This is a genomic window from Mycetohabitans sp. B8, assembly GCF_021991875.1.
Taxonomy (GTDB): domain Bacteria; phylum Pseudomonadota; class Gammaproteobacteria; order Burkholderiales; family Burkholderiaceae; genus Mycetohabitans.
Genome location: NZ_JAHLKR010000019.1, coordinates 282,266 through 300,270, shown reverse-complemented (window position 1 = coordinate 300,270; position 18,005 = coordinate 282,266). Strand labels below are relative to the sequence as shown.

Here is an 18,005-nt window from a genome sequence, read left to right as displayed (position 1 = left end):
GGAGTGACACGATGAAAAACCGCCATCGAATGGGGCTTGCCATGCTGGCGGCCGGCTTGCTCGGCGTCACCGGCTTTGCTACACGGGCCGGGGCGCAGGACAACAACGGCTTGCCGCCGGTCAGCACGCAAGGCGAGGTCAGCTATACGTCGGGCGGCGTTGGGTTGGACGAGTCGCAGGCGTTGCGCCGCGAGGCGCCGCATTGGCCGCTCGCGTTGCAGTTCACCGGCTCGCGCAACGAATACCTGGCCGACGTGCATGTAACCATCACGCAGGCGGGCGGCCAGAGCGTGCTCGATACAATTTCGGAGGGTCCGTACATGCTGGTCAAGCTCGCGCCCGGACGCTACACGGTACGCGTGCAGTACAAGGACGCGGCGCAGACTAAGTCGATTGCACTGGGGCGCCACGCGACGCTTGCGTTTCGCTGGTCGCAGTCGTAAACGCGGCGCGTTTTGCGGGCGCGACGCACGATGTGTGGCAGCGCAATTTTGCCAATACTAGGTGCAGACATCATGACGGCCACAAAACGCGCGGCCTGCCGTGTCCAAGCGGCGGCCCAGTGCCGATGCGCCGCTGCACGGGCTGGCACCGCGCGATGAGCACACGCACCACGGACGTATGTCGGCTGCCGCGATCACCGGGGGCCTGACCGCGATGCTCGCGCTCGCGTACTACTGGGCGCTGTACCTGAGCCGGTAAGCGCGTTGGCGGCGTGTCAGCAGGGCGCGGCGAGCGTCGCCGGGCTGCTGCGCAGCATCGCGAAACCACTGTCCGCGATGCGTTCCGCTTCCTGCGCCAGCGCGATTGACGTATGGTCAAGCAGCCAATCGCGCAGGATGCCGCCGAAGAACGCGTGCAGCAACTGTGCGCCGCGCTGCGGATCCAACTCGGCGGACAATTGGCCCTTGGCCATCGCGTTGCGCAGCCCGATCTCCAGCCGCGCACGGCCATCGCGGGTCGCGTTGCGGTGACGCTCCAACACGGGGCCCATATCCTCCGTGTATTCGCATTTCGTGAACAGGATCTCGAAAACCCGCCGGCTGCGGGGATTTTGTGCGGCATCGCGCAGACAGAACACGAATACGTCGCGTAATCTGCCAAGCGGGTCCTGTTCGCGCGAGTCAACGGTGGCCTCGACCAGCGTTTCCATTGGCAGCGTGACCCGGTCGACCATCGCGGTGAACAGGTCGGCCTTGTTTTTGAAATGCCAGTAGATCGCGCCGCGCGTCAACCCGGCTGCCACGGCGACGTGCGCAAGTGACGTGCGCGCCACACCCCGTTCAAAAAATACTCTTTCGGCTGTGTCAAGAATGTGGTTGCGCGTCTCAAGGGCTTCTTCTTTGGTCCTTCTCATGGTCTCGTTGCTGCAAGCGCTCTTGTGCGAATCGCAGAGCCGGCACGGCCCGGGTGGATCGCACATGACGTGGGCCAGTGCGCAATCGATGGCTATCAAAATTTTACGGTAATATACATTCAGCAATGAATGTATATACAATAGCATCCGTTGATCGTCAGGCCAACCGGCGTTTTCTCCGGGAGTGCACGACGCGCCGGGTACGGTAGCTGATCGGCGCGCGTGACGCGAAGTCAAGCTCGCTGCGTTCCTCAGTCGCATGCAACTTAGGCGGCGCATTTGGGTTCCGGGCGCCGCAGTACTGCGCACGGCCGGCGATCAGGCGTCGGCAGACGCGACCCGGCAGTTCTAGGCGTGGGGTCCTTCCAATTCTTAGCCACAGTCAGATACAGAGGTGCGTTCCATGCGCGTCGATTGGGTTCGAGTACGTTTTTTCCCCGTTACCGCGGCGACCGCGGTAGCCGCAGCTTTCATGCTTGCCGGGTGCGGCAAGAAGCCGGCCGCTCCACCAGCGCAGATACCCGAAGTCGGCGTGGTGACGGTGGAGCCCACGCCGGTGCCGGTGATCACCGATTTGCCCGGGCGCACCAGCGCGTACCTCGTCGCGCAGGTGCGCGCGCGCGTGGACGGCATCGTGCAGCGCCGCGAATTCACCGAGGGTAGTGAGGTCAAGGCCGGCCAGCGGCTGTACAAAATCGACTCGGCGCCGTACGAGGCCGCGCTCGCCAGTGCGAAGGCGTCGCTCGCCAAGGCGCAAGCCAATCTCGCATCGACCCGTGCTCAGGCGGAGCGCTTCAAGGTGCTAGTTGCGTCGAATGCGATCAGCAAGCAGGAGTACGACAATGCGGTAGCCGCCGAGCGGCAGGCTGAGGCGGATGTCGCGGTTGGCAAGGCGTCGGTGCAGACGGCGGCCATTAACCTGGGCTATACCGACGTGGTATCACCGATTCATGGCCGCATCGGTCTGTCCGTTGTTACGCCGGGCGCATACGTGCAGGCGAACCAGGCCACGTTGATGACCACTGTGCAGCAACTCAATCCGATGTATGTCGATCTGACCCAATCGAGCGCTGATGGTTTGCGATTGCGGCGCGAGATCCAGGAGGGGCGCTTGCGCACCCAGGGCCCAAACAGCGCGAAAGTGCAGCTGATGCTCGAGGACGGTACGTTTTATCCGATCGAGGGCAAGCTGCAGTTTGCTGACGTGACGGTCGACCAGTCCACCGGCTCGGTCATCCTGCGGGCATTGTTTCCAAACCCGGATCGCGTGCTGCTGCCCGGTATGTTTGTGCGCGCGCGGGTCGTCGAGGGGGTCAACGAGCGGGCAATTGTCGTGCCGCAGGTCGGGATTACGCGCGACCAGAAAGGCATGCCGACCGCGCTGGTGGTCGGCTCGGACAACAAGGTCACGCTGCGCCAGCTGGTTACCAGCCGAACCTATGGCGCGAACTGGATTGTCGAAAGCGGCCTGAACCCGGGTGAGCGCGTCATCGTGCAGGGCACCGAGAAGGTGCGCCCGGGTGCAACCGTCAAGCCGGTGCCTGCGCAACTGCCGCCCGAAATGACGGCGAGCCCGTCGCCCGACGCGGCGTCGGCCGCATCCGGCGTGCAGCCCGGTGAGGCCAGCCAGGCTGCCGCGAGCGCGTCGGCCGGTGCTAGCGCCGCGCAATAATCCGAGGAGCATCGCTTCATGGCTAAATTCTTCATTGATCGCCCGATCTTTGCTTGGGTGATCGCGATTATTTTGATGCTGGCGGGGGGCGTGTCGATCTTCCAGTTGCCCGTCGCGCAGTATCCAACGATTGCGCCGCCGGCGATTCAGGTCAGCGCAAACTATCCGGGTGCATCCGCGAAAACGGTTGAGAATACCGTCACGCAGGTCATCGAGCAGCAAATGAGCGGGCTTGATCACTTGCTGTATCTGTCATCCACCAGCGACGACTCCGGTAGCGCGACGATCACGCTCACGTTCGCGCCAGGCACGGATCCGGATATTGCGCAGGTCCAGGTGCAAAACAAGCTGCAGCTGGCTACGCCATTGCTGCCGCAAGTGGTGCAGCAGCTTGGCACAAAGGTGACGAAATCGAGCAGCAGTTTCCTGCTGGTGATGGCGTTCGTGTCGAAAGACGGCAACATGTCGAAGTACGACCTCGCAAACTATGTTGCCTCGAAGGTGCAGGATCCGATTAGCCGGATCGATGGCGTTGGCACGGTTACGCTGTTCGGCTCGCAATATGCGATGCGCATCTGGCTCGATCCGGCCAAGTTGACGAACTACAGCCTGACGCCGATCGATGTACAGCAGGCGTTGCTGACGCAAAATGTGCAGGTCGCCGGCGGCCAGATTGGCGGCACGCCTGCGAAGCCCGGGCAAATGTTGCAAGCAACAATCACGGAGGCCACGCTGCTTAATACGCCGGAGCAATTCGGCAACATTTTATTAAAAGTGAACCCAGACGGTTCACGCGTGCGGTTGAAGGATGTCGCGCGCGTGGAGCTTGGTGGTGAGAACTACAATTTCGATACCAAGTACAACGGTCAACCGACGGCAGGCTTCGGCATTCAGCTGGCCACTGGCGCGAACGCGCTGGCCACGGCCAAGGCGGTGCGCCAGAAGATCGACGAGCTGTCGAAGTACTTCCCGCAGGGGCTGGTCGTTGAGTACCCGTACGACACGACCCCGTTCGTCAAACTGTCGATCGAGGAAGTGGTCAAGACGCTGCTCGAGGGTATCGTGCTGGTGTTCCTGGTCATGTACTTGTTCCTGCAGAACCTGCGCGCGACTGTGATCCCGACGATCGCGGTGCCAGTGGTGCTGCTTGGCACGTTCGCGATCATGAACGCGGCGGGCTTCTCGATCAACGTGCTATCGATGTTCGGCCTGGTGCTGGCGATTGGCTTGCTGGTCGACGACGCCATCGTGGTAGTGGAGAATGTCGAGCGGGTGATGGCCGAGGAAGGATTGTCGCCTCGTGAGGCGACGCGCAAGGCGATGGGGCAGATTACCGGCGCGCTGATTGGCGTGGCGCTGGTGTTGTCGGCGGTGTTTGTGCCAGTCGCGCTATCCGGTGGTTCGGTCGGCGCAATCTATCGGCAGTTCTCGCTGACCATTGTCTCCGCGATGGTGCTGTCGGTGCTGGTCGCGTTGATTCTGACGCCGGCGTTGTGCGCAACGATCCTCAAGCCGATCCCGGCCGGTCATCACGAGAAGAAAACGGGCTTTTTCGGCTGGTTCAACCGCACATTCAATCGCAGTCGCGATAAGTACCACGATGGTGTGCGGCACGTCATTCGGCGCTCCGGGCGTTGGCTGATGATCTACTTAGCCGTGATCGTCGCGGTGGGGTTGCTGTTCATGCGGCTGCCGACATCGTTCCTGCCTGATGAGGATCAGGGCACGATGTTCGTGCTGGTGCAAGCGCCGGCCGGCTCCACGCAGGAGCGTACTGCCAAGGTGCTGCAGGATGTGCAGAACTACTTGCTGCAAGACGAGAAAGATGTCGTCGAGTCGGTGTTCACCGTCAACGGCTTTAGCTTCGCGGGCCGTGGCCAGAATGCCGGGCTGGCGTTCGTCCGGATGAAGGATTACTCGCGGCGGCATGCGTCGCATCAAAAGGTGCAGGCGCTTGTGCAGCGCATGTTCGGTCACTTCGCGTCGTATAAGGATGCGAAGGTCATTCCGGTCAATCCGCCGTCGATTCCGGAGCTTGGCACCGCATCGGGCTTTGATTTTGAGCTGCAGGATCGGGGCGGGCTTGGCCACGAGAAACTGATGGAGGCGCGCAACCAGTTGCTTGACATGGCCGCGAAGGATCCGATGCTCGCGCTGGTGCGTCCAAACGGATTGAACGACACGCCACAGTTCAAGATCAACATTGATCGCGAAAAGGCACAGGCGCTTGGTGTGTCTGCGTCGTCGATCGACCAGACGTTCTCGATCGCGTGGGCGTCGCAGTATGTGAACAACTTTCTCGATACCGATGGCCGGATCAAGAAAGTGTACTTGCAGTCGGATGCGCCGTTCCGGATGAACCCGGAGGATTTGGCAAACTGGTACGTGCGCAGCGCGTCGGGCACGATGGTGCCGTTCACGTCAATCGCCACGGGTAATTGGGCCTTTGGCTCGCCGAAGCTGGAGCGCTACAACGGCATCTCGGCAGTCCAGATCCAGGGCCAGGCCGCACCCGGCAAGTCCACCGGCCAGGCAATGGCGGCGATGGAGGCGATTGCCGCGAAACTGCCTGCCGGCATCGGCTTTGAATGGACCGGCTTGTCGTTCCAGGAGCGCCAGTCGGGATCGCAGGCGCCGATCCTGTACGGGATCTCGATCCTCGTCGTGTTCCTGTGTCTGGCGGCGCTGTATGAAAGCTGGTCGATCCCATTCGCCGTGATCCTGGTCGTGCCGCTCGGGGTGATCGGTGCGCTGTTGGCGGTGACGTTGCGCGGGCTGGAAAACGACGTGTTCTTCCAGGTGGGCCTGTTGACCACGGTGGGCTTGTCCGCGAAGAACGCGATCTTGATTGTCGAATTCGCCCGCGAGCTGCAGCAGAAGGAAGGCATGAGCGCAATGGCTGCGGCGATGGAAGCGGCGCGCCTGCGGTTGCGTCCAATCCTGATGACCTCGCTTGCGTTCATTCTTGGCGTGTTCCCGCTCGCGGTGAGCAGCGGCGCGGGTTCGGGCAGCCAGCACGCGATCGGCACGGGCGTGATCGGCGGGATGCTGACCGCAACGTTTTTGGCGATTTTCATGATCCCAATGTTCTATGTCGTGATCCGCGATCGTTTTAGCTCGGACAACAAGCCGGCGGGTGAGCCGACGCGGTCACGCATTGAAGGTAGCGGCTCGAACCAGCAAGGGCATTGATATGAAACCGATGAGTAAGCTTGCGATCGCCGTGGCCGTTGCTGCGTTGGTATCGGCGTGCACATTCCAGCCGAAGTATGAGCGCCCAGCGCCGCCCGTCGCGTCGACATTTCCGCACAGCGGCGTGTATGTGACGCAGCCGCGCGTGGCGCCCGGCCAGCAGGGCGCCAACGGCGTGGCCGCTGCGGATATCGGCTGGCGCGAGTTTTTCAACGATCCGCGCTTGCAACGATTGATCGAGTTGTCGCTGAATAACAACCGGGATCTCACGGTCGCGGTCTTGAAGGTGCAGCAGGCCGCCGCGCAATATCGCGTGACCCGCGCGGACCTGTTGCCGACACTGGACGCGGTGGGCCGCGAGACCAAGACGCGTACGCCGAGAAGTTTGTCGTTCTTCGACCATACGATCAGCAACCAGTATTCGGTTGGCTTGTCGGCGTCATGGGAGATCGACTTCTGGGGCCGCTTGCGCAGCCTGAAAGATCAGGCGCTCGCGCAGTATCTGGCGACCGCCCAGGCGCGCAAAGCCGCCGAGATCTTGCTGGTGTCGCAGGTTGCCGACCAATACCTGGCGGTGTTGGCCGCGGACGAGCAACTCGCGGTCACGCAGCGCACGCTCGATACCGCAAACGCGTCGTATCAACTGGCGAAACTGCAGTTCGACACCGGTACCGGCTCCGAGCTCGACCTGCGCCAGTCGCAGGGGATCGTCGAGCAGGCGCGTGCTAACCTGCAGGCGCAGCAGCGCGTACGCGCGCAGGCCGAGAATGCTCTCGTGCTGCTGGTTGGCCAGCCGCTGCCGGAGGATCTGCCGGCCGGCCTGCCGCTGAACGCGCAGAGCCTGCTTGCCGATATCCCGGCCGGCCTGCCGTCGGATCTGCTCATGCGACGTCCGGATGTGATGGAGGCCGAGCAGAGGTTGCTGGCAGCTAACGCGAATATTGGCGCCGCGCGTGCCGCGTTTTTCCCGAATATCTCGTTGACCGGCAACTTCGGTACGCTATCACCGACGCTGGGCGGGTTGTTCAAGCCGGGATCGGCTGCCTGGGGCTTCACGCCGAAGATCAACTTGCCGATTTTCGAAGGCGGGTTGAACGTCGCGAATCTGCAATTGGCCGACGTCGGCAAGAAAATTGCGATCGCGCAGTACGAGAAGGCGATTCAAACTGCATTCCGCGAAGTGGCCGATGGCCTAGCCGCGCGCGGCACGTATGATCAGCAGATTCAGTCGCTGGACCGCTATGTGGCTTCGCAGCAACGGCGGCTCGAGTTGTCCGAGTTGCGTTATCGCCATGGCGTCGACAGTTATCTGAATGTGCTGACTGCACAAAGCGACCTCTACGGCGCGCAGCAGTCGCTAATTTCGGCGCGGTTGAACCGGCTGACGAACCTCGTTGATCTGTATCAATACCTTGGTGGTGGCTGGCTGCAGCACACCGGCGATACCCCGAGGCCGGCTGACGCGCCGGCGGTGCTGGGTGCGGCGAGCGCGCCAGTGGCGACGTCGGCGAGCGCCGGCTAAGCGCGATGTGCGCTCCGGTGTGGCGATTCGCACCGGACCCTTCGGGTCGTAACGGGAGGGACCATCACGCTAGGCTGTACCGGCTTCGTTGCGGTACATCCGGTCGTATTTCAGTTGTATGCTGGTCATGTCGAACCGTACTGGGACGCACGATGTGGGCGTGCGCTGGTACCGTATCAGCACGGGTGCAATCCGCCTGCATCGATGCGCGTGACGTTCGTTGGCGTCCTGCGCTCGCTCCCAGTCGTCCCGGGCTGGCCTTCGCGGCGCGCGCGGCGGGAAGGGCGGCGAGAGGGGGCGGGGCGACCAAGCGGCTCTCATAGTTCTATACCGCGCCAACCCATTGTAAGTTTGGCTTACCCCCACTCTCGCGATGCGACTGCGTGCGGTCATGGCCGCGCGCGGTGGCGCACATTGGCTTCGAAGGAGACTGTCATACATGAGTGCCAGCCTGGACCACCGCAAACGCTGGCTCGCGTTAGTGATACTCTGTCTTGGCGTGCTGATGATCGTGCTCGACACGACGATCGTCAACGTCGCCCTGCCGTCGATCCGTGCCGATCTCGGCTTTACGGAAACCACACTGGTGTGGGTCGTCAATGCCTACATACTGACCTTCGGCGGTTTCCTGCTGCTGGGCGGCCGGCTCGGTGACCTGTACGGTCACCGTCGCGTATTCCTGGCCGGCATCGTATTTTTCACACTTGCGTCGCTTGCATGCGGGCTATCGACGACGCAGCATGCGCTGGTCGCCGCACGCGCGGTGCAAGGCCTGGGCGGAGCGGTGGTATCCGCGGTGTCGCTGTCACTGATCATGAACCTGTTTACCGAAGCGGGCGAGCGCGCGCGCGCGATGGGCATATACGGCTTTGTATGCGCCGGCGGTGGCAGCATTGGCGTGCTGCTTGGCGGCTTGTTGACAAGCGTGTTGAGTTGGCACTGGATTTTCCTGGTCAATCTGCCGATCGGCATCGCGGTCTATGGGCTGTGCGCGGCATGGCTGCCATCGCGCCGTGCCGACGCACCGCCGGCACGCGTGGACATTGGCGGCGCCATCACGGTGACCGCCTCGCTGATGTTGGCCGTCTACGCAATCGTGAACGGCAACCAAGCCGGTTGGTTCTCGCCCACGACGCTCGGATTGCTCGCATTGGCCGTTGCACTGCTCATCGGCTTCATTGTCATCGAGGCGCGGGTGCGCGCGCCGCTGATGCCGCTCGGGTTGTTTCGCCTGCGCAACGTCTCAGTCGCGAACCTGGTCGCCGTGTTGTGGGCCGCGGCCATGTTCGCCTGGTTCTTCATCTCTGCGCTGTACATGCAGCGCGTGCTCGGCTACAACCCGCTCGAAGTGGGGCTCGCGTTCCTGCCGGGGAACCTCATCATGGCGTTTTTTTCGCTGGGGTTGTCAGCCCGGCTGATCATGCGCTTCGGAATCCGCCGTCCGCTTGGCGTCGGCTTGCTGGCCGCGGCGCTCGGATTGGCGCTGTTTGCGCGCGCGCCGCTGGACGGCGGCTTTCTGCTGGACGTGCTGCCTGGCATGGCGCTGCTGGGCGTGGGCGCGGGCATTGCGTTCAATCCGTTGCTGTTGGCCGCAATGAGCGAAGTGGAGCCATCCGAATCGGGGCTCGCGTCCGGCGTGGTCAATACGGCGTTCATGATGGGGGGCGCGCTGGGACTGGCCGTGCTGGCCAGCGTCGCGGCGGCACGCACCGACGCGCTGGCCGCATCCGGCACCATGGCGCAAGCTGCGCTCAACGCCGGATATCACGCCGTGTTTGGCATCGGCGCACTATTTGCGTTATTGGCCGGCGTGCTCGGTTCCACACTGCTGCGTGTCAAGTGGCCCGCGCCCGACGCTCATGCGGTGCTGACTGATTGACCCGGGCCCGGCGGACATGATGCTGCCGCGCTCAGAGAATGCGTAGCGGCCGACGATGAACAGCAGGTTGCCCACGTGGACGCTGCCCAAGTGCGGTATGAACGTACCCATCACCGAAGCGGGCCCGTACAGGATGCAGGTCGATGGCCGCCGGTGTGTTGCTCGTTGGTGGCCGCAAGTGTGAGTTGCGGCTGACGGACCGCGTTCGGGAGCTGATGACGGCACGCAAACGGGGGACGTCGATTGCAAGCCGTTATAGCCGACGCCGCCACCGTACTAGCAGGCTGGCGCCGTACGCGAGGGCGGACAGCGTGGTGATCCAAAAGCTCGTCGGCCAGTCGGTGTAGAACGCCAACGTGATGCCGCTCCATGCCTGCGCGAGCGCGAGCAGGGCCGCGCATGCGACGCCGGCACCGATCCGCGTGGTGAGATTCTGCGCGGCAGCGGCCGGCCCTACCATCAGCGTGAACACGAGCAGCACGCCGACGATTTGCGTGCATTGCGCGACCGCGATGGCGACGATCGCCAGGAACAGCACCGATACGGCGCGCAGCGATACGCCTTTGGCTTCAGCTAAGTCGGGCTGCAGGCTCGAGAAGATCAGTGGCCGGGCGATGGCCGCTAACGCGGCAAGGGCCAGCAGCGCCAGCCAGGCAAGCGATGCCAGTACGCTGGTGCTCACGCCCAGCACGTTGCCGAACAGCAGCGTGGTGACCTGCGTTGCATAGGCGGTAAAAAAATGCAGGAACAGCAAGCCGACGCCGAGCGACAACGACAGTGTGATGCCGATGGCGACGTCGCGTCCAGACAAGCGTTCGCTGAGCGCGCCCATCGCAATGCCGGCCGCGACCGTGAAGCCGATCATGCCCCACAGTGGTGAAACGCCGAGCAGCGCGGCGCCGGTGGCGCCAGTGAAGCCGACATGCGACAGTGCATGTCCTGCAAAGGTCTGCTGGCGCATCACCAGGAAGAAGCCGACGATGCCGGCGACGATCGCGACGATACCGGACGCTGCGAACGCGTTGATCATGAACTCGTATTCAAACATCGTGTATTCCACGGCGCGCGAGGGCGTGGTCGGGCTGGCGTGCCATCGACAGGTGATCAGGGCCAGGGCCCGGCGCAGCGCTATGCTGATAGCTGTGGCTGTGGCTGTGGCTGTGGCTGTGGCTGTGGCTGTGGCTGTGGCTGTGGCTGTGGCCGCCGTCATCTTCGTGCGCGTGATCGCGCTTGTCGATTTCCACGCCGCCAGACATGACGAAGATCCGTCCGGCAAGTCGCATGACGTCGATCGGCGCGCCATACAACCGTGACAGCACCGGTGGTGTGATGACCTCGTCGACGGTGCCGAGCGCGGCGCGGCCGTTGCCTAGGTAGAGCACACGGTCGATCGCGTTGAGCAGTGGATTGAGTTCATGGGCGCTGAATAGCACGGTGATGCCCAATTGGCGTTGCACTCGACGCACCAACTCGACGACGCCAGCTTGGTGGTTCGGATCCAAGCTGATCAGCGGTTCATCCAGCAACAGCAATCGGGGCTGGCCGAGCAGGCATTGCGCGAGCAGCAGGCGCTGGCGTTCGCCGCCGGACAGTTCGGCGAGGGGCCGACCAGCCAGCGCCAACGCGCCAACAATCGCCAGCGCGTCGTCCACCGCTCGGCGTGTGCGGCCTCGGGCCAGCGTGATCCCCCAGCGGTGCCCGTCGACCGCGCATGCGACAAAGTCCCGGCCGCACAGGCGCTGCGCCGCCGGTGTGCTGCGCACCTGTGGCATGTAGCCGATCGCGGCATGGCCGCGCGTGACGGGCTGCCCGAGCACGCGTAGCGTGCCGTGGGCGGGGGGCACCAGGCCGAGCAGCGCACGCATGAGCGTGGTTTTGCCGGCACCGTTGGGACCCAGTACGCCGATGAACTCGCCGTTGCCCACCGTGAAGCTGACATCGTCGAGCAGACGGCGCGGGCCCAATTCGAGCGTGACGCGATTCAGCTCGATCGCCGGGTCAGTCATTGAGCCTGTCCTTGCAATGCCTTTTCCAAGGCGTCGAGTTGTTCCAGCATCCATTGCCGGTACGTTTTGCCGTCCGGCTCCGTTTCAGTGACGTGCACCGTCGGCACATGTGACTGCTGCGCAATCTTCAGCATCCGTTGGGTTGACGTGTCGCTGGCCTGGCTATTGTAAATCAGTACCTTCACCTGCCGCGTCCTCAGGTCGCGCTCGAAGGCGGCGACATCGGCTGCGCTGGGCTCAGTCTCGTTCATTGCCGCAAGCTGGAAACGTTCGTTGCGCATCGTCAAGCCGATAGCCTCGGCCATGTAGCCGAACACGGGTTCCGTCGCGGTCACCGGTGCGCCTTGATAACGTTGCTTCAGTGCGGCGATTTTCTCATCGATTGGCTTGAGCGAGTCGATGAATTGTGTCAGCCGGATAGCATAGTCGGCCTTGTGTGCTGGGTCCGCCTGCATGAGGAATGCACTGACCGCACGCGCTACTGCCGGCATGGTCGCGGGCAGGTACCACAGGTGCGGATTGTCGCCCGGTTTCTTGCCGACCAGCTCGGCGGCGACGATCGCGGTGCGCGGCTGGCGGCTTGCACGCGAGCCGGCGAGCAGCTTGGGCAACCATGGATCGTAGTTCGCGCCGTTGTAGACGACCAGTTGCGCTGAGGCGAGCGCCCGCGCGGTCTTCGGGCTGGCTTCGAACAGGTGCGGATCCTGATCGGGGTTGCTCAGGATGCTGGTGACCGACACATGCGGGCCACCCAGCGCCTGGACCAGTTCGCCATAAAAATTCTCGGCTGCGACGACTTGGATTGTCTGGGCGGCTGCAGCGTGTACGGGTGCGGCGAGTAGCGGCAGGCAGAGGGCGATCGATGCAGCAACGGTCGCGACAAGGCGTTTCATCAAACGGCTCCGGATAGGCCCGCGACGCGGCGGACCGGGATCGACGAAGGGCCCGCTCCGACGGTGGCCGGGCGCGGGCGTGCTGGCGTCATCGCACGAGAGTAGATGATATAACATAACGTTTGATGCGGCGGTATAACATAACAGTGCACCGGCGCCGCTCTCCTCATGTCAGGGGCCGTGGCGAGCATGTTTTCGGGGGACGTCGATGCTGAACGAAATGCTGGCTTCTGCTATTGTCCCAGGCATGCAGATCATTCTTTCCGTATCCCACCTTTCGAAGACGTATGCGTCCGGATTCCGGGCGCTGCACGACATCAACCTTGATATCCGGCGTGGCGAGATCTTCGCACTGCTCGGACCGAACGGTGCGGGCAAGACGACGTTGATCAGCATCATCTGCGGCATCGTCAATCCGAGCATGGGCCGCGTGATGGTCGATGGCCATGACATCATCACCGATTATCGCGCCGCACGTGCGACCATCGGGTTGGTGCCGCAGGAGTTGACCACCGACACGTTCGAATCGGTCTGGGGCACGGTCTCGTTCAGCCGCGGCTTGTTCGGCAAGCCGGCCGATCCTGCGCATATCGAAAAAGTGCTCAAGGCGCTGTCGCTCTGGGACAAGAAAGACAACAAGATACGCACGCTGTCCGGCGGCATGAAGCGGCGCGTGATGATCGCCAAGGCGCTGTCGCACGAGCCGCGTATATTGTTCCTGGATGAACCGACCGCAGGCGTGGACGTCGAATTGCGGCGCGACATGTGGCGACTCGTGCGCTCGTTGCGCGACAGCGGCGTGACGATCATACTGACCACGCACTATATCGATGAAGCGGAGGAGATGGCTGATCGCATTGGCGTGATTCGCAACGGTGAGATCATGCTTGTCGACCAGAAGGCCGAGTTGATGCGCAAGCTCGGCAAGAAGCAGCTCACGCTGCAGCTGCACACGCCGTTGCAAAGCGTGCCGCAGCAGCTTGCCCCTTATCGGCTCGAGTTGGCGCGCAGCGGCAACGAGTTGATCTACACTTATGACGAGCGCGCCGAGCATGCGGGCATCATCGAGTTGCTGCGCGCGCTGGATGACGCGAATATCGCGTTCAAGGACTTGCAGACGACACAAAGTTCGCTCGAAGATATCTTCGTGAGCCTCATGGAGGCGCGCCGCGAACCACAACGACGGGAGGCGCAATGATGAATGTGTATGCGATCCGTGCGATCTACCGCTTCGAAATGGCGCGCACCTGGCGCACGTTGATGCAGAGCATCGTGTCACCGGTGATTTCGACGTCACTGTATTTCATCGTGTTCGGTGCGGCCATTGGCTCGCGCATCCAGCATGTCAACGGCGTGAGCTATGGAGCATTCATCGTACCCGGACTGATCATGCTGTCGCTGCTCACGCAAAGCATCTCAAACGCGTCGTTCGGCATCTACTTTCCGCGTTTCACCGGGACGATCTACGAGTTGCTGTCCGCGCCGGTGTCGTATGTCGAGATCGTGATCGGCTATGTTGGCGCGGCCGCGACCAAGTCGATCATGCTGGGGTTGATCATTTTCGCGACAGCCCATCTGTTCGTGCCGGTCCAGGTCAACCATCCGGGCTTCATGCTGTTGTTTCTACTGCTGACCGCGTTCACATTCGCGCTGTTCGGCTTTATCATCGGCGTGTGGGCCGACAACTTCGAGAAGCTGCAGGTTGTGCCGCTGCTGATCATCATGCCGCTGACGTTTCTCGGCGGCTGCTTCTATTCGATCGACATGCTGCCGCCATTTTGGCGCACGGTGGCGCTGTTTAACCCGGTTGTGTATCTGGTCAGCGGGTTTCGCTGGAGTTTCCAGGGCGAGGCCGACGTGCACATCGGCGTATGCGTGGGCGTGACACTCGCATGCCTGGCGGTGTTCGTGGCGATCGTCGCATGGATCTTCAAGACCGGGTACCGTCTGAAGAGTTGAGTATGCCGGCGCCAGCCTGCCCGTCGCGCGCGTTCCACCATCCCCCGCCCAGCGCCTGGAACAGCGCGGCCGTATCGGCATAGCGCGCAGCCTGTGCCTGGGCCAGGTTGATGACGGTTTGTTGATATTGCCGTTGTGCGTCTAGTAGGGCGAGGTAGCCGACCGAGCCCAGCCGGTACTGGTCGCGCGTGAGCGACAGCGCGTCGCGCGCGGCATGCCATGCGTCGGTTTGCGCGCGCAGTTTGCTGGCATCATGGTCCAGTGCGCGCAGTGAGTCAGCCACGTTCTGGAACGCAAGCAGCACGATTTCCCGATATTGCGCGTGCGCTTGCTCGAGTGCCGCCACCGCGGCGCGACGCTGGGCGCGCAACTGTCCTCCACGAAATAGCGGCTGGGTTAGCCCCGCACCGACGTTCCATAGGGTATTGGCCGCCCGGAACACTTGCGCCGGCGTCAATGCCTCGGCGCCGAGGCTGCCGCTCAACGTCAGGTGCGGGTACATCGCCGCTGTGGCCACGCCCACTTGCGCGCTGGCCTGATGTAGCAGCGCTTCCGACGCGAGGATGTCGGGCCGTTGGCGCACCAGTGCCGACGGCACGCTGACAGGCAACGTGATAGGCAGCGTGAACATGTCCAACCGGAACTCGGGCAACTCGGCGTCGCTTGGCAGCTTGCCGGCCAGGATCGCCAACTGGTGACGCACCTGGTCAAGCGATTGTTGCAATGGCGGCAGGTTCGCTCGCGTCTGAGCAAGTTGGGTTTGTTGCGCGAGCACGGTGGTGCGCGCCACGCCGCCGAGCTCGAATTGCTGTTGCAGCACGGTGAGTTGGTCGTGCTCATGCGCGGCAATCTGCACAGTGGCTTCGATCTGTGCGCGCAGCGACGCCTCGCGCACGGCGGCCGTGACGATGTTCGCGGTGAGCGCCAGATAGGCGGCTTGCAACTGGTAGTCCTGGTATGCGACCTGCGCCTGCAGCGATTCGAGTTCGCGCCGCGTGGCGCCGAACAGGTCAAGGTTGTACGAGACGTCGATCGATGCGTTGTACAGGTTCAGCACCTGCGACAAGCCCGGTTGGCCGAACGTGATGCCATTGATCCTCTGGCGCCGGCCGCCAAGCTGCGCGTCGATGCCGGGCAGCCGCTTCGCGCCTGCTTGCGCCGCATAATTCTCACGCGCGTGGCGCAGTGCCGCCTGGGCCGATGCGACATTCGGACTGTCGGCCAGCGCCTGGCGGATCAGCGTGTCTAGTGACTTGCAGCGGAACAATGACCACCATGCGGCGGGGATGTCCTCGCCCGGCGCGAAACGCTGCGCGGCGCCCGACTGGCCCGTGCTCTGCTCAGTGCGCTGCGGCATCAGCGAGCGCGTGTAACGATCAGTCTGTGGAGCGTCGGGGCGGCGAAAATCGGGGCTTGCCATGCATCCGCTCAGCGCCGCGCACGCGAACAATAGCGCCTGCATCCTGTAGCGAGGCCGTGCGTGGCGTGCCCGCGTACGGCTGGTGCCGGACCCAACCTCGATCATCGAACCCCCGTCGTAAAAATCCACTGTAGCGTAGCACGGCGGCAACGGGGCAGGGCGCGCCACCGCCGATGAAATCGGCGGTTTAGCCGTCAAACTACGAAGATTGGTCTTCCTGAACGGTGGGCGCCGCCAATAGGGTAAGCGCTTCGCTCAGATGACCGAATCCCACGGCGCGGAAAGCCGCATCGCGCAGTTGATGATACCGACCATTGAGTAGGTCTGCGGGAAGTTGCCCCACATCTCGCCGGTGACCGGATGCGTGTCTTCTGATAGCAATCCGAGATGGTTGCGCGCCGCCAGCATCGCTTCGAAGATCGCGCGCGCCTCTTCACGACGGCCGATCCTGGCCAGCGCGTCGATGCGCCAGAATGTGCAGATGTTGAACGCGGTTTCCGGCTTGCCGAAGTCGTCCGGTGCTTCATAGCGCCGCATGTAGGGCCCATCGCACAGCGAGCGCTCGAGCGCATCGACAGTGGATACGAAGCGGGGATCCTTCGGGTCGATCATGTTGACTTCGGCCATGAGCAGCACGCTCGCGTCCAGGTCCTGGCCACCGACACTTTCGGTAAACGCGCCGCGTGCCTCGTTCCACGCGTTATTCAGCAGATATTCGCGGATCGCGTCGGCGCGCCCGCGCCACAGCATCTCGCGCTCGGGCAGCCCGAGCGTATGCGCGATCTTTGCGAGCCGGTCGCAAGCGGCCCAGTTCATGAGTACCGACGACGTATGGATGCGCGCGCGCGAGCGTAGCTCCCACATGCCGGCATCCGGCTTCGTATAGATTCGGTAGGCATTCTCGCCGACGGCCTCCAGGTGCTCGAACTCGAACAGGCCGGCCGGGCGTATTAGGCGCCGGTCATGGAAAGCCTGTGTCGCCCCCAGGATGATGTTGCCGTACACATCATGCTGGAAGTGCTCGTGCGCCTGGTTGCCCACGCGCACCGGCGCGTGGTCGCGGTATCCGCCCAGATGCTCGATGATTGACTCTGGCAGCGACGCTTCCAGGCCGATGCCGTACAGCGGTTTAATATGTCCGCCCTTGGAGCGCAGCACGATGTTGCGCAGCCAGCGCAGGTAGTCCTCCATCGTGCCGACTTCGGACAGACTGTTCAGCGCACGCACGACGAAAAATGCATCGCGCAGCCAGCAATAGCGGTAGTCCCAGTTGCGGCTGCTGTTCGGCGCCTCCGGGATGCTGGTGGTCATCGCGGCGATGATCGCGCCGGTATCCTCGAATAGTGACAGCTTCAGCGTAATCGCCGCGCGAATCACTGCGTCCTGCCACTCCAGCGGTATCGCGAGCCGGCCGGTCCATGTGCGCCAGTATTGGATCGTGTCCTGCTCGAAATCGCGCGCGGTGTTCTCGATGCCCGTGGCCAGCGTCTCGTCCGGCCCGAGGATGAAGTTGGCCTCGCGATCGAGCAGGAACTGCTGTTCCGCGACGATGTAGGACAACGGCGCGTCGGTCGTGAGCCGCAGCGTTTGCGCGGGGCCGACATAGCGGATGTGGTGGCTGCCGTGCGTGATCGTCGGTGGCAGCCGGCCCCAGTCAAAACGCGGACGCAGCCGTACCGTGACGCGCACCGCGCCTTGCAGCGGCTTCACGCGGCGCACCATCGTCGTGGGGCGGAAATAACGCCCGCGCGAGTAAAAGCGCGGCGCGAAGTCGGTGATCTCGATACCCTGCCCGTTCGTGTCGTACAGGCGCGTGCGCAGCACCGCGGTGTTCGGCTCGTAGAACTGCTCGCCATGCACATAGTTCTCGAGTTCGATGCTCCACAGGCCAGCGTAGTCCGAGGTGTCGATGAGTGCATTGAAGACCGGATCGCCATCAAAGCGCGGCAAGCAGCTCCAGACGACGCAGCCCATCTTGTCGATCAGCGCGCTGAACGCGCAATTGCCGATGACGCCGACATCGAGCGAGCGATGAGGGGCGGCACGCAGGGGGAGCGTCGGGGATGACTCGGTGGAGAACGGGATCATCGCGAAATACCTCGGCG

14 protein-coding genes are annotated in these 18,005 nt (G+C 63.1%); 8 read left to right on the top strand and 6 right to left on the bottom strand.

The genetic code is table 11. The features are described from left to right. The first annotated feature begins 11 nt into the window (after positions 1-11). Positions 12-443 carry a carboxypeptidase-like regulatory domain-containing protein gene (locus KQH60_RS12085; protein ID WP_237576667.1) on the top strand — a complete coding sequence of 144 codons (432 nt, stop codon included), beginning with the start codon at positions 12-14 and terminating at the stop codon, positions 441-443. Positions 444-543: 100 nt separating this feature from the next. Continuing rightward, positions 544-702, top strand: coding sequence for a hypothetical protein (locus tag KQH60_RS12080; RefSeq protein WP_237576666.1), 159 nt, complete (start codon positions 544-546; stop codon positions 700-702). A 16-nt stretch (positions 703-718) separates the two neighbouring features. Here KQH60_RS12080 and KQH60_RS12075 read toward each other — a convergent pair whose 3' ends face one another. After that, entirely contained in the window at positions 719-1,357 is a 639-nt protein-coding gene (locus KQH60_RS12075; RefSeq protein WP_237576665.1) for a TetR family transcriptional regulator, read from the bottom strand. A 403-nt stretch (positions 1,358-1,760) separates the two neighbouring features. On the opposite strand from KQH60_RS12075, the gene KQH60_RS12070 reads away from it, so the two are divergent. The 4 genes from KQH60_RS12070 (at position 1,761) to KQH60_RS12055 (ending at position 9,622) form a co-directional block, all read left to right on the top strand. Further along, the gene (locus tag KQH60_RS12070; protein ID WP_304611070.1) at positions 1,761-3,029 is read left to right on the top strand and encodes an efflux RND transporter periplasmic adaptor subunit; all 1,269 of its coding nucleotides are present in this window, start codon (positions 1,761-1,763) and stop codon (positions 3,027-3,029) included. 18 nt (positions 3,030-3,047) lie between these two features. Next, complete coding sequence (locus KQH60_RS12065) at positions 3,048-6,221, top strand: efflux RND transporter permease subunit (RefSeq protein WP_237576663.1); 3,174 nt, start codon at positions 3,048-3,050, stop codon at positions 6,219-6,221. A 10-nt stretch (positions 6,222-6,231) separates the two neighbouring features. Further along, entirely contained in the window at positions 6,232-7,743 is a 1,512-nt protein-coding gene (locus KQH60_RS12060) for an efflux transporter outer membrane subunit (protein ID WP_237576780.1), read from the top strand. Between the two features lie 439 nt (positions 7,744-8,182). Further along, positions 8,183-9,622, top strand: a complete 1,440-nt coding sequence (locus KQH60_RS12055; protein ID WP_237576662.1) for an MFS transporter — start codon at positions 8,183-8,185, stop codon at positions 9,620-9,622. A 253-nt stretch (positions 9,623-9,875) separates the two neighbouring features. On the opposite strand, the gene KQH60_RS12050 is transcribed toward KQH60_RS12055, so the two are convergent. The 3 genes from KQH60_RS12050 to KQH60_RS12040 are packed head-to-tail and all read right to left on the bottom strand — an operon-like array spanning position 9,876 to position 12,521. Then, positions 9,876-10,670, bottom strand: a complete 795-nt coding sequence (locus KQH60_RS12050; protein ID WP_237576661.1) for a metal ABC transporter permease — start codon at positions 10,668-10,670, stop codon at positions 9,876-9,878. Then, positions 10,663-11,628 carry a metal ABC transporter ATP-binding protein gene (locus tag KQH60_RS12045; RefSeq protein WP_237576660.1) on the bottom strand — a complete coding sequence of 322 codons (966 nt, stop codon included), beginning with the start codon at positions 11,626-11,628 and terminating at the stop codon, positions 10,663-10,665. Before KQH60_RS12045 ends, KQH60_RS12050 begins: the two co-directional genes overlap by 8 nt. Further along, complete coding sequence (locus tag KQH60_RS12040) at positions 11,625-12,521, bottom strand: metal ABC transporter solute-binding protein (RefSeq protein ID WP_237576659.1); 897 nt, start codon at positions 12,519-12,521, stop codon at positions 11,625-11,627. Before KQH60_RS12040 ends, KQH60_RS12045 begins: the two co-directional genes overlap by 4 nt. Positions 12,522-12,768: 247 nt before the next feature. Between KQH60_RS12040 and KQH60_RS12035 the strand changes: the two genes are divergently transcribed. After that, positions 12,769-13,719: an ABC transporter ATP-binding protein gene (locus tag KQH60_RS12035; RefSeq protein WP_237576779.1), complete on the top strand. Its 951-nt coding sequence runs from the start codon at positions 12,769-12,771 to the stop codon at positions 13,717-13,719. Continuing rightward, positions 13,719-14,480 carry an ABC transporter permease gene (locus KQH60_RS12030; RefSeq protein ID WP_237576778.1) on the top strand — a complete coding sequence of 254 codons (762 nt, stop codon included), beginning with the start codon at positions 13,719-13,721 and terminating at the stop codon, positions 14,478-14,480. The genes KQH60_RS12035 and KQH60_RS12030 overlap by 1 nt, the downstream gene beginning before the upstream one ends. Here the strand turns inward: KQH60_RS12030 and KQH60_RS12025 are convergent. Both KQH60_RS12025 and KQH60_RS12020 read right to left on the bottom strand, forming a co-directional pair. Beyond that, the gene (locus KQH60_RS12025) at positions 14,452-16,005 is read right to left on the bottom strand and encodes an efflux transporter outer membrane subunit (RefSeq protein WP_237576658.1); all 1,554 of its coding nucleotides are present in this window, start codon (positions 16,003-16,005) and stop codon (positions 14,452-14,454) included. The genes KQH60_RS12030 and KQH60_RS12025 overlap by 29 nt on opposite strands. A 150-nt stretch (positions 16,006-16,155) precedes the next feature. After that, positions 16,156-17,988 carry a glycoside hydrolase family 15 protein gene (locus KQH60_RS12020; RefSeq protein ID WP_237576657.1) on the bottom strand — a complete coding sequence of 611 codons (1,833 nt, stop codon included), beginning with the start codon at positions 17,986-17,988 and terminating at the stop codon, positions 16,156-16,158. Positions 17,989-18,005: the final 17 nt, after the last annotated feature.

Coding starts and splice junctions, on each gene's coding strand:
- KQH60_RS12085 (WP_237576667.1), top strand. CDS start 12: ATGAAAAACCGCCATCGAATGGGGCTTGCCATGCTGGCGGCCGGCTTG.
- KQH60_RS12075 (WP_237576665.1), bottom strand. CDS start 1,357: ATGAGAAGGACCAAAGAAGAAGCCCTTGAGACGCGCAACCACATTCTT.
- KQH60_RS12070 (WP_304611070.1), top strand. CDS start 1,761: ATGCGCGTCGATTGGGTTCGAGTACGTTTTTTCCCCGTTACCGCGGCG.
- KQH60_RS12065 (WP_237576663.1), top strand. CDS start 3,048: ATGGCTAAATTCTTCATTGATCGCCCGATCTTTGCTTGGGTGATCGCG.
- KQH60_RS12060 (WP_237576780.1), top strand. CDS start 6,232: ATGAGTAAGCTTGCGATCGCCGTGGCCGTTGCTGCGTTGGTATCGGCG.
- KQH60_RS12055 (WP_237576662.1), top strand. CDS start 8,183: ATGAGTGCCAGCCTGGACCACCGCAAACGCTGGCTCGCGTTAGTGATA.
- KQH60_RS12050 (WP_237576661.1), bottom strand. CDS start 10,670: ATGTTTGAATACGAGTTCATGATCAACGCGTTCGCAGCGTCCGGTATC.
- KQH60_RS12045 (WP_237576660.1), bottom strand. CDS start 11,628: ATGACTGACCCGGCGATCGAGCTGAATCGCGTCACGCTCGAATTGGGC.
- KQH60_RS12040 (WP_237576659.1), bottom strand. CDS start 12,521: ATGAAACGCCTTGTCGCGACCGTTGCTGCATCGATCGCCCTCTGCCTG.
- KQH60_RS12035 (WP_237576779.1), top strand. CDS start 12,769: ATGCAGATCATTCTTTCCGTATCCCACCTTTCGAAGACGTATGCGTCC.
- KQH60_RS12030 (WP_237576778.1), top strand. CDS start 13,719: ATGAATGTGTATGCGATCCGTGCGATCTACCGCTTCGAAATGGCGCGC.
- KQH60_RS12025 (WP_237576658.1), bottom strand. CDS start 16,005: ATGATCGAGGTTGGGTCCGGCACCAGCCGTACGCGGGCACGCCACGCA.
- KQH60_RS12020 (WP_237576657.1), bottom strand. CDS start 17,988: ATGATCCCGTTCTCCACCGAGTCATCCCCGACGCTCCCCCTGCGTGCC.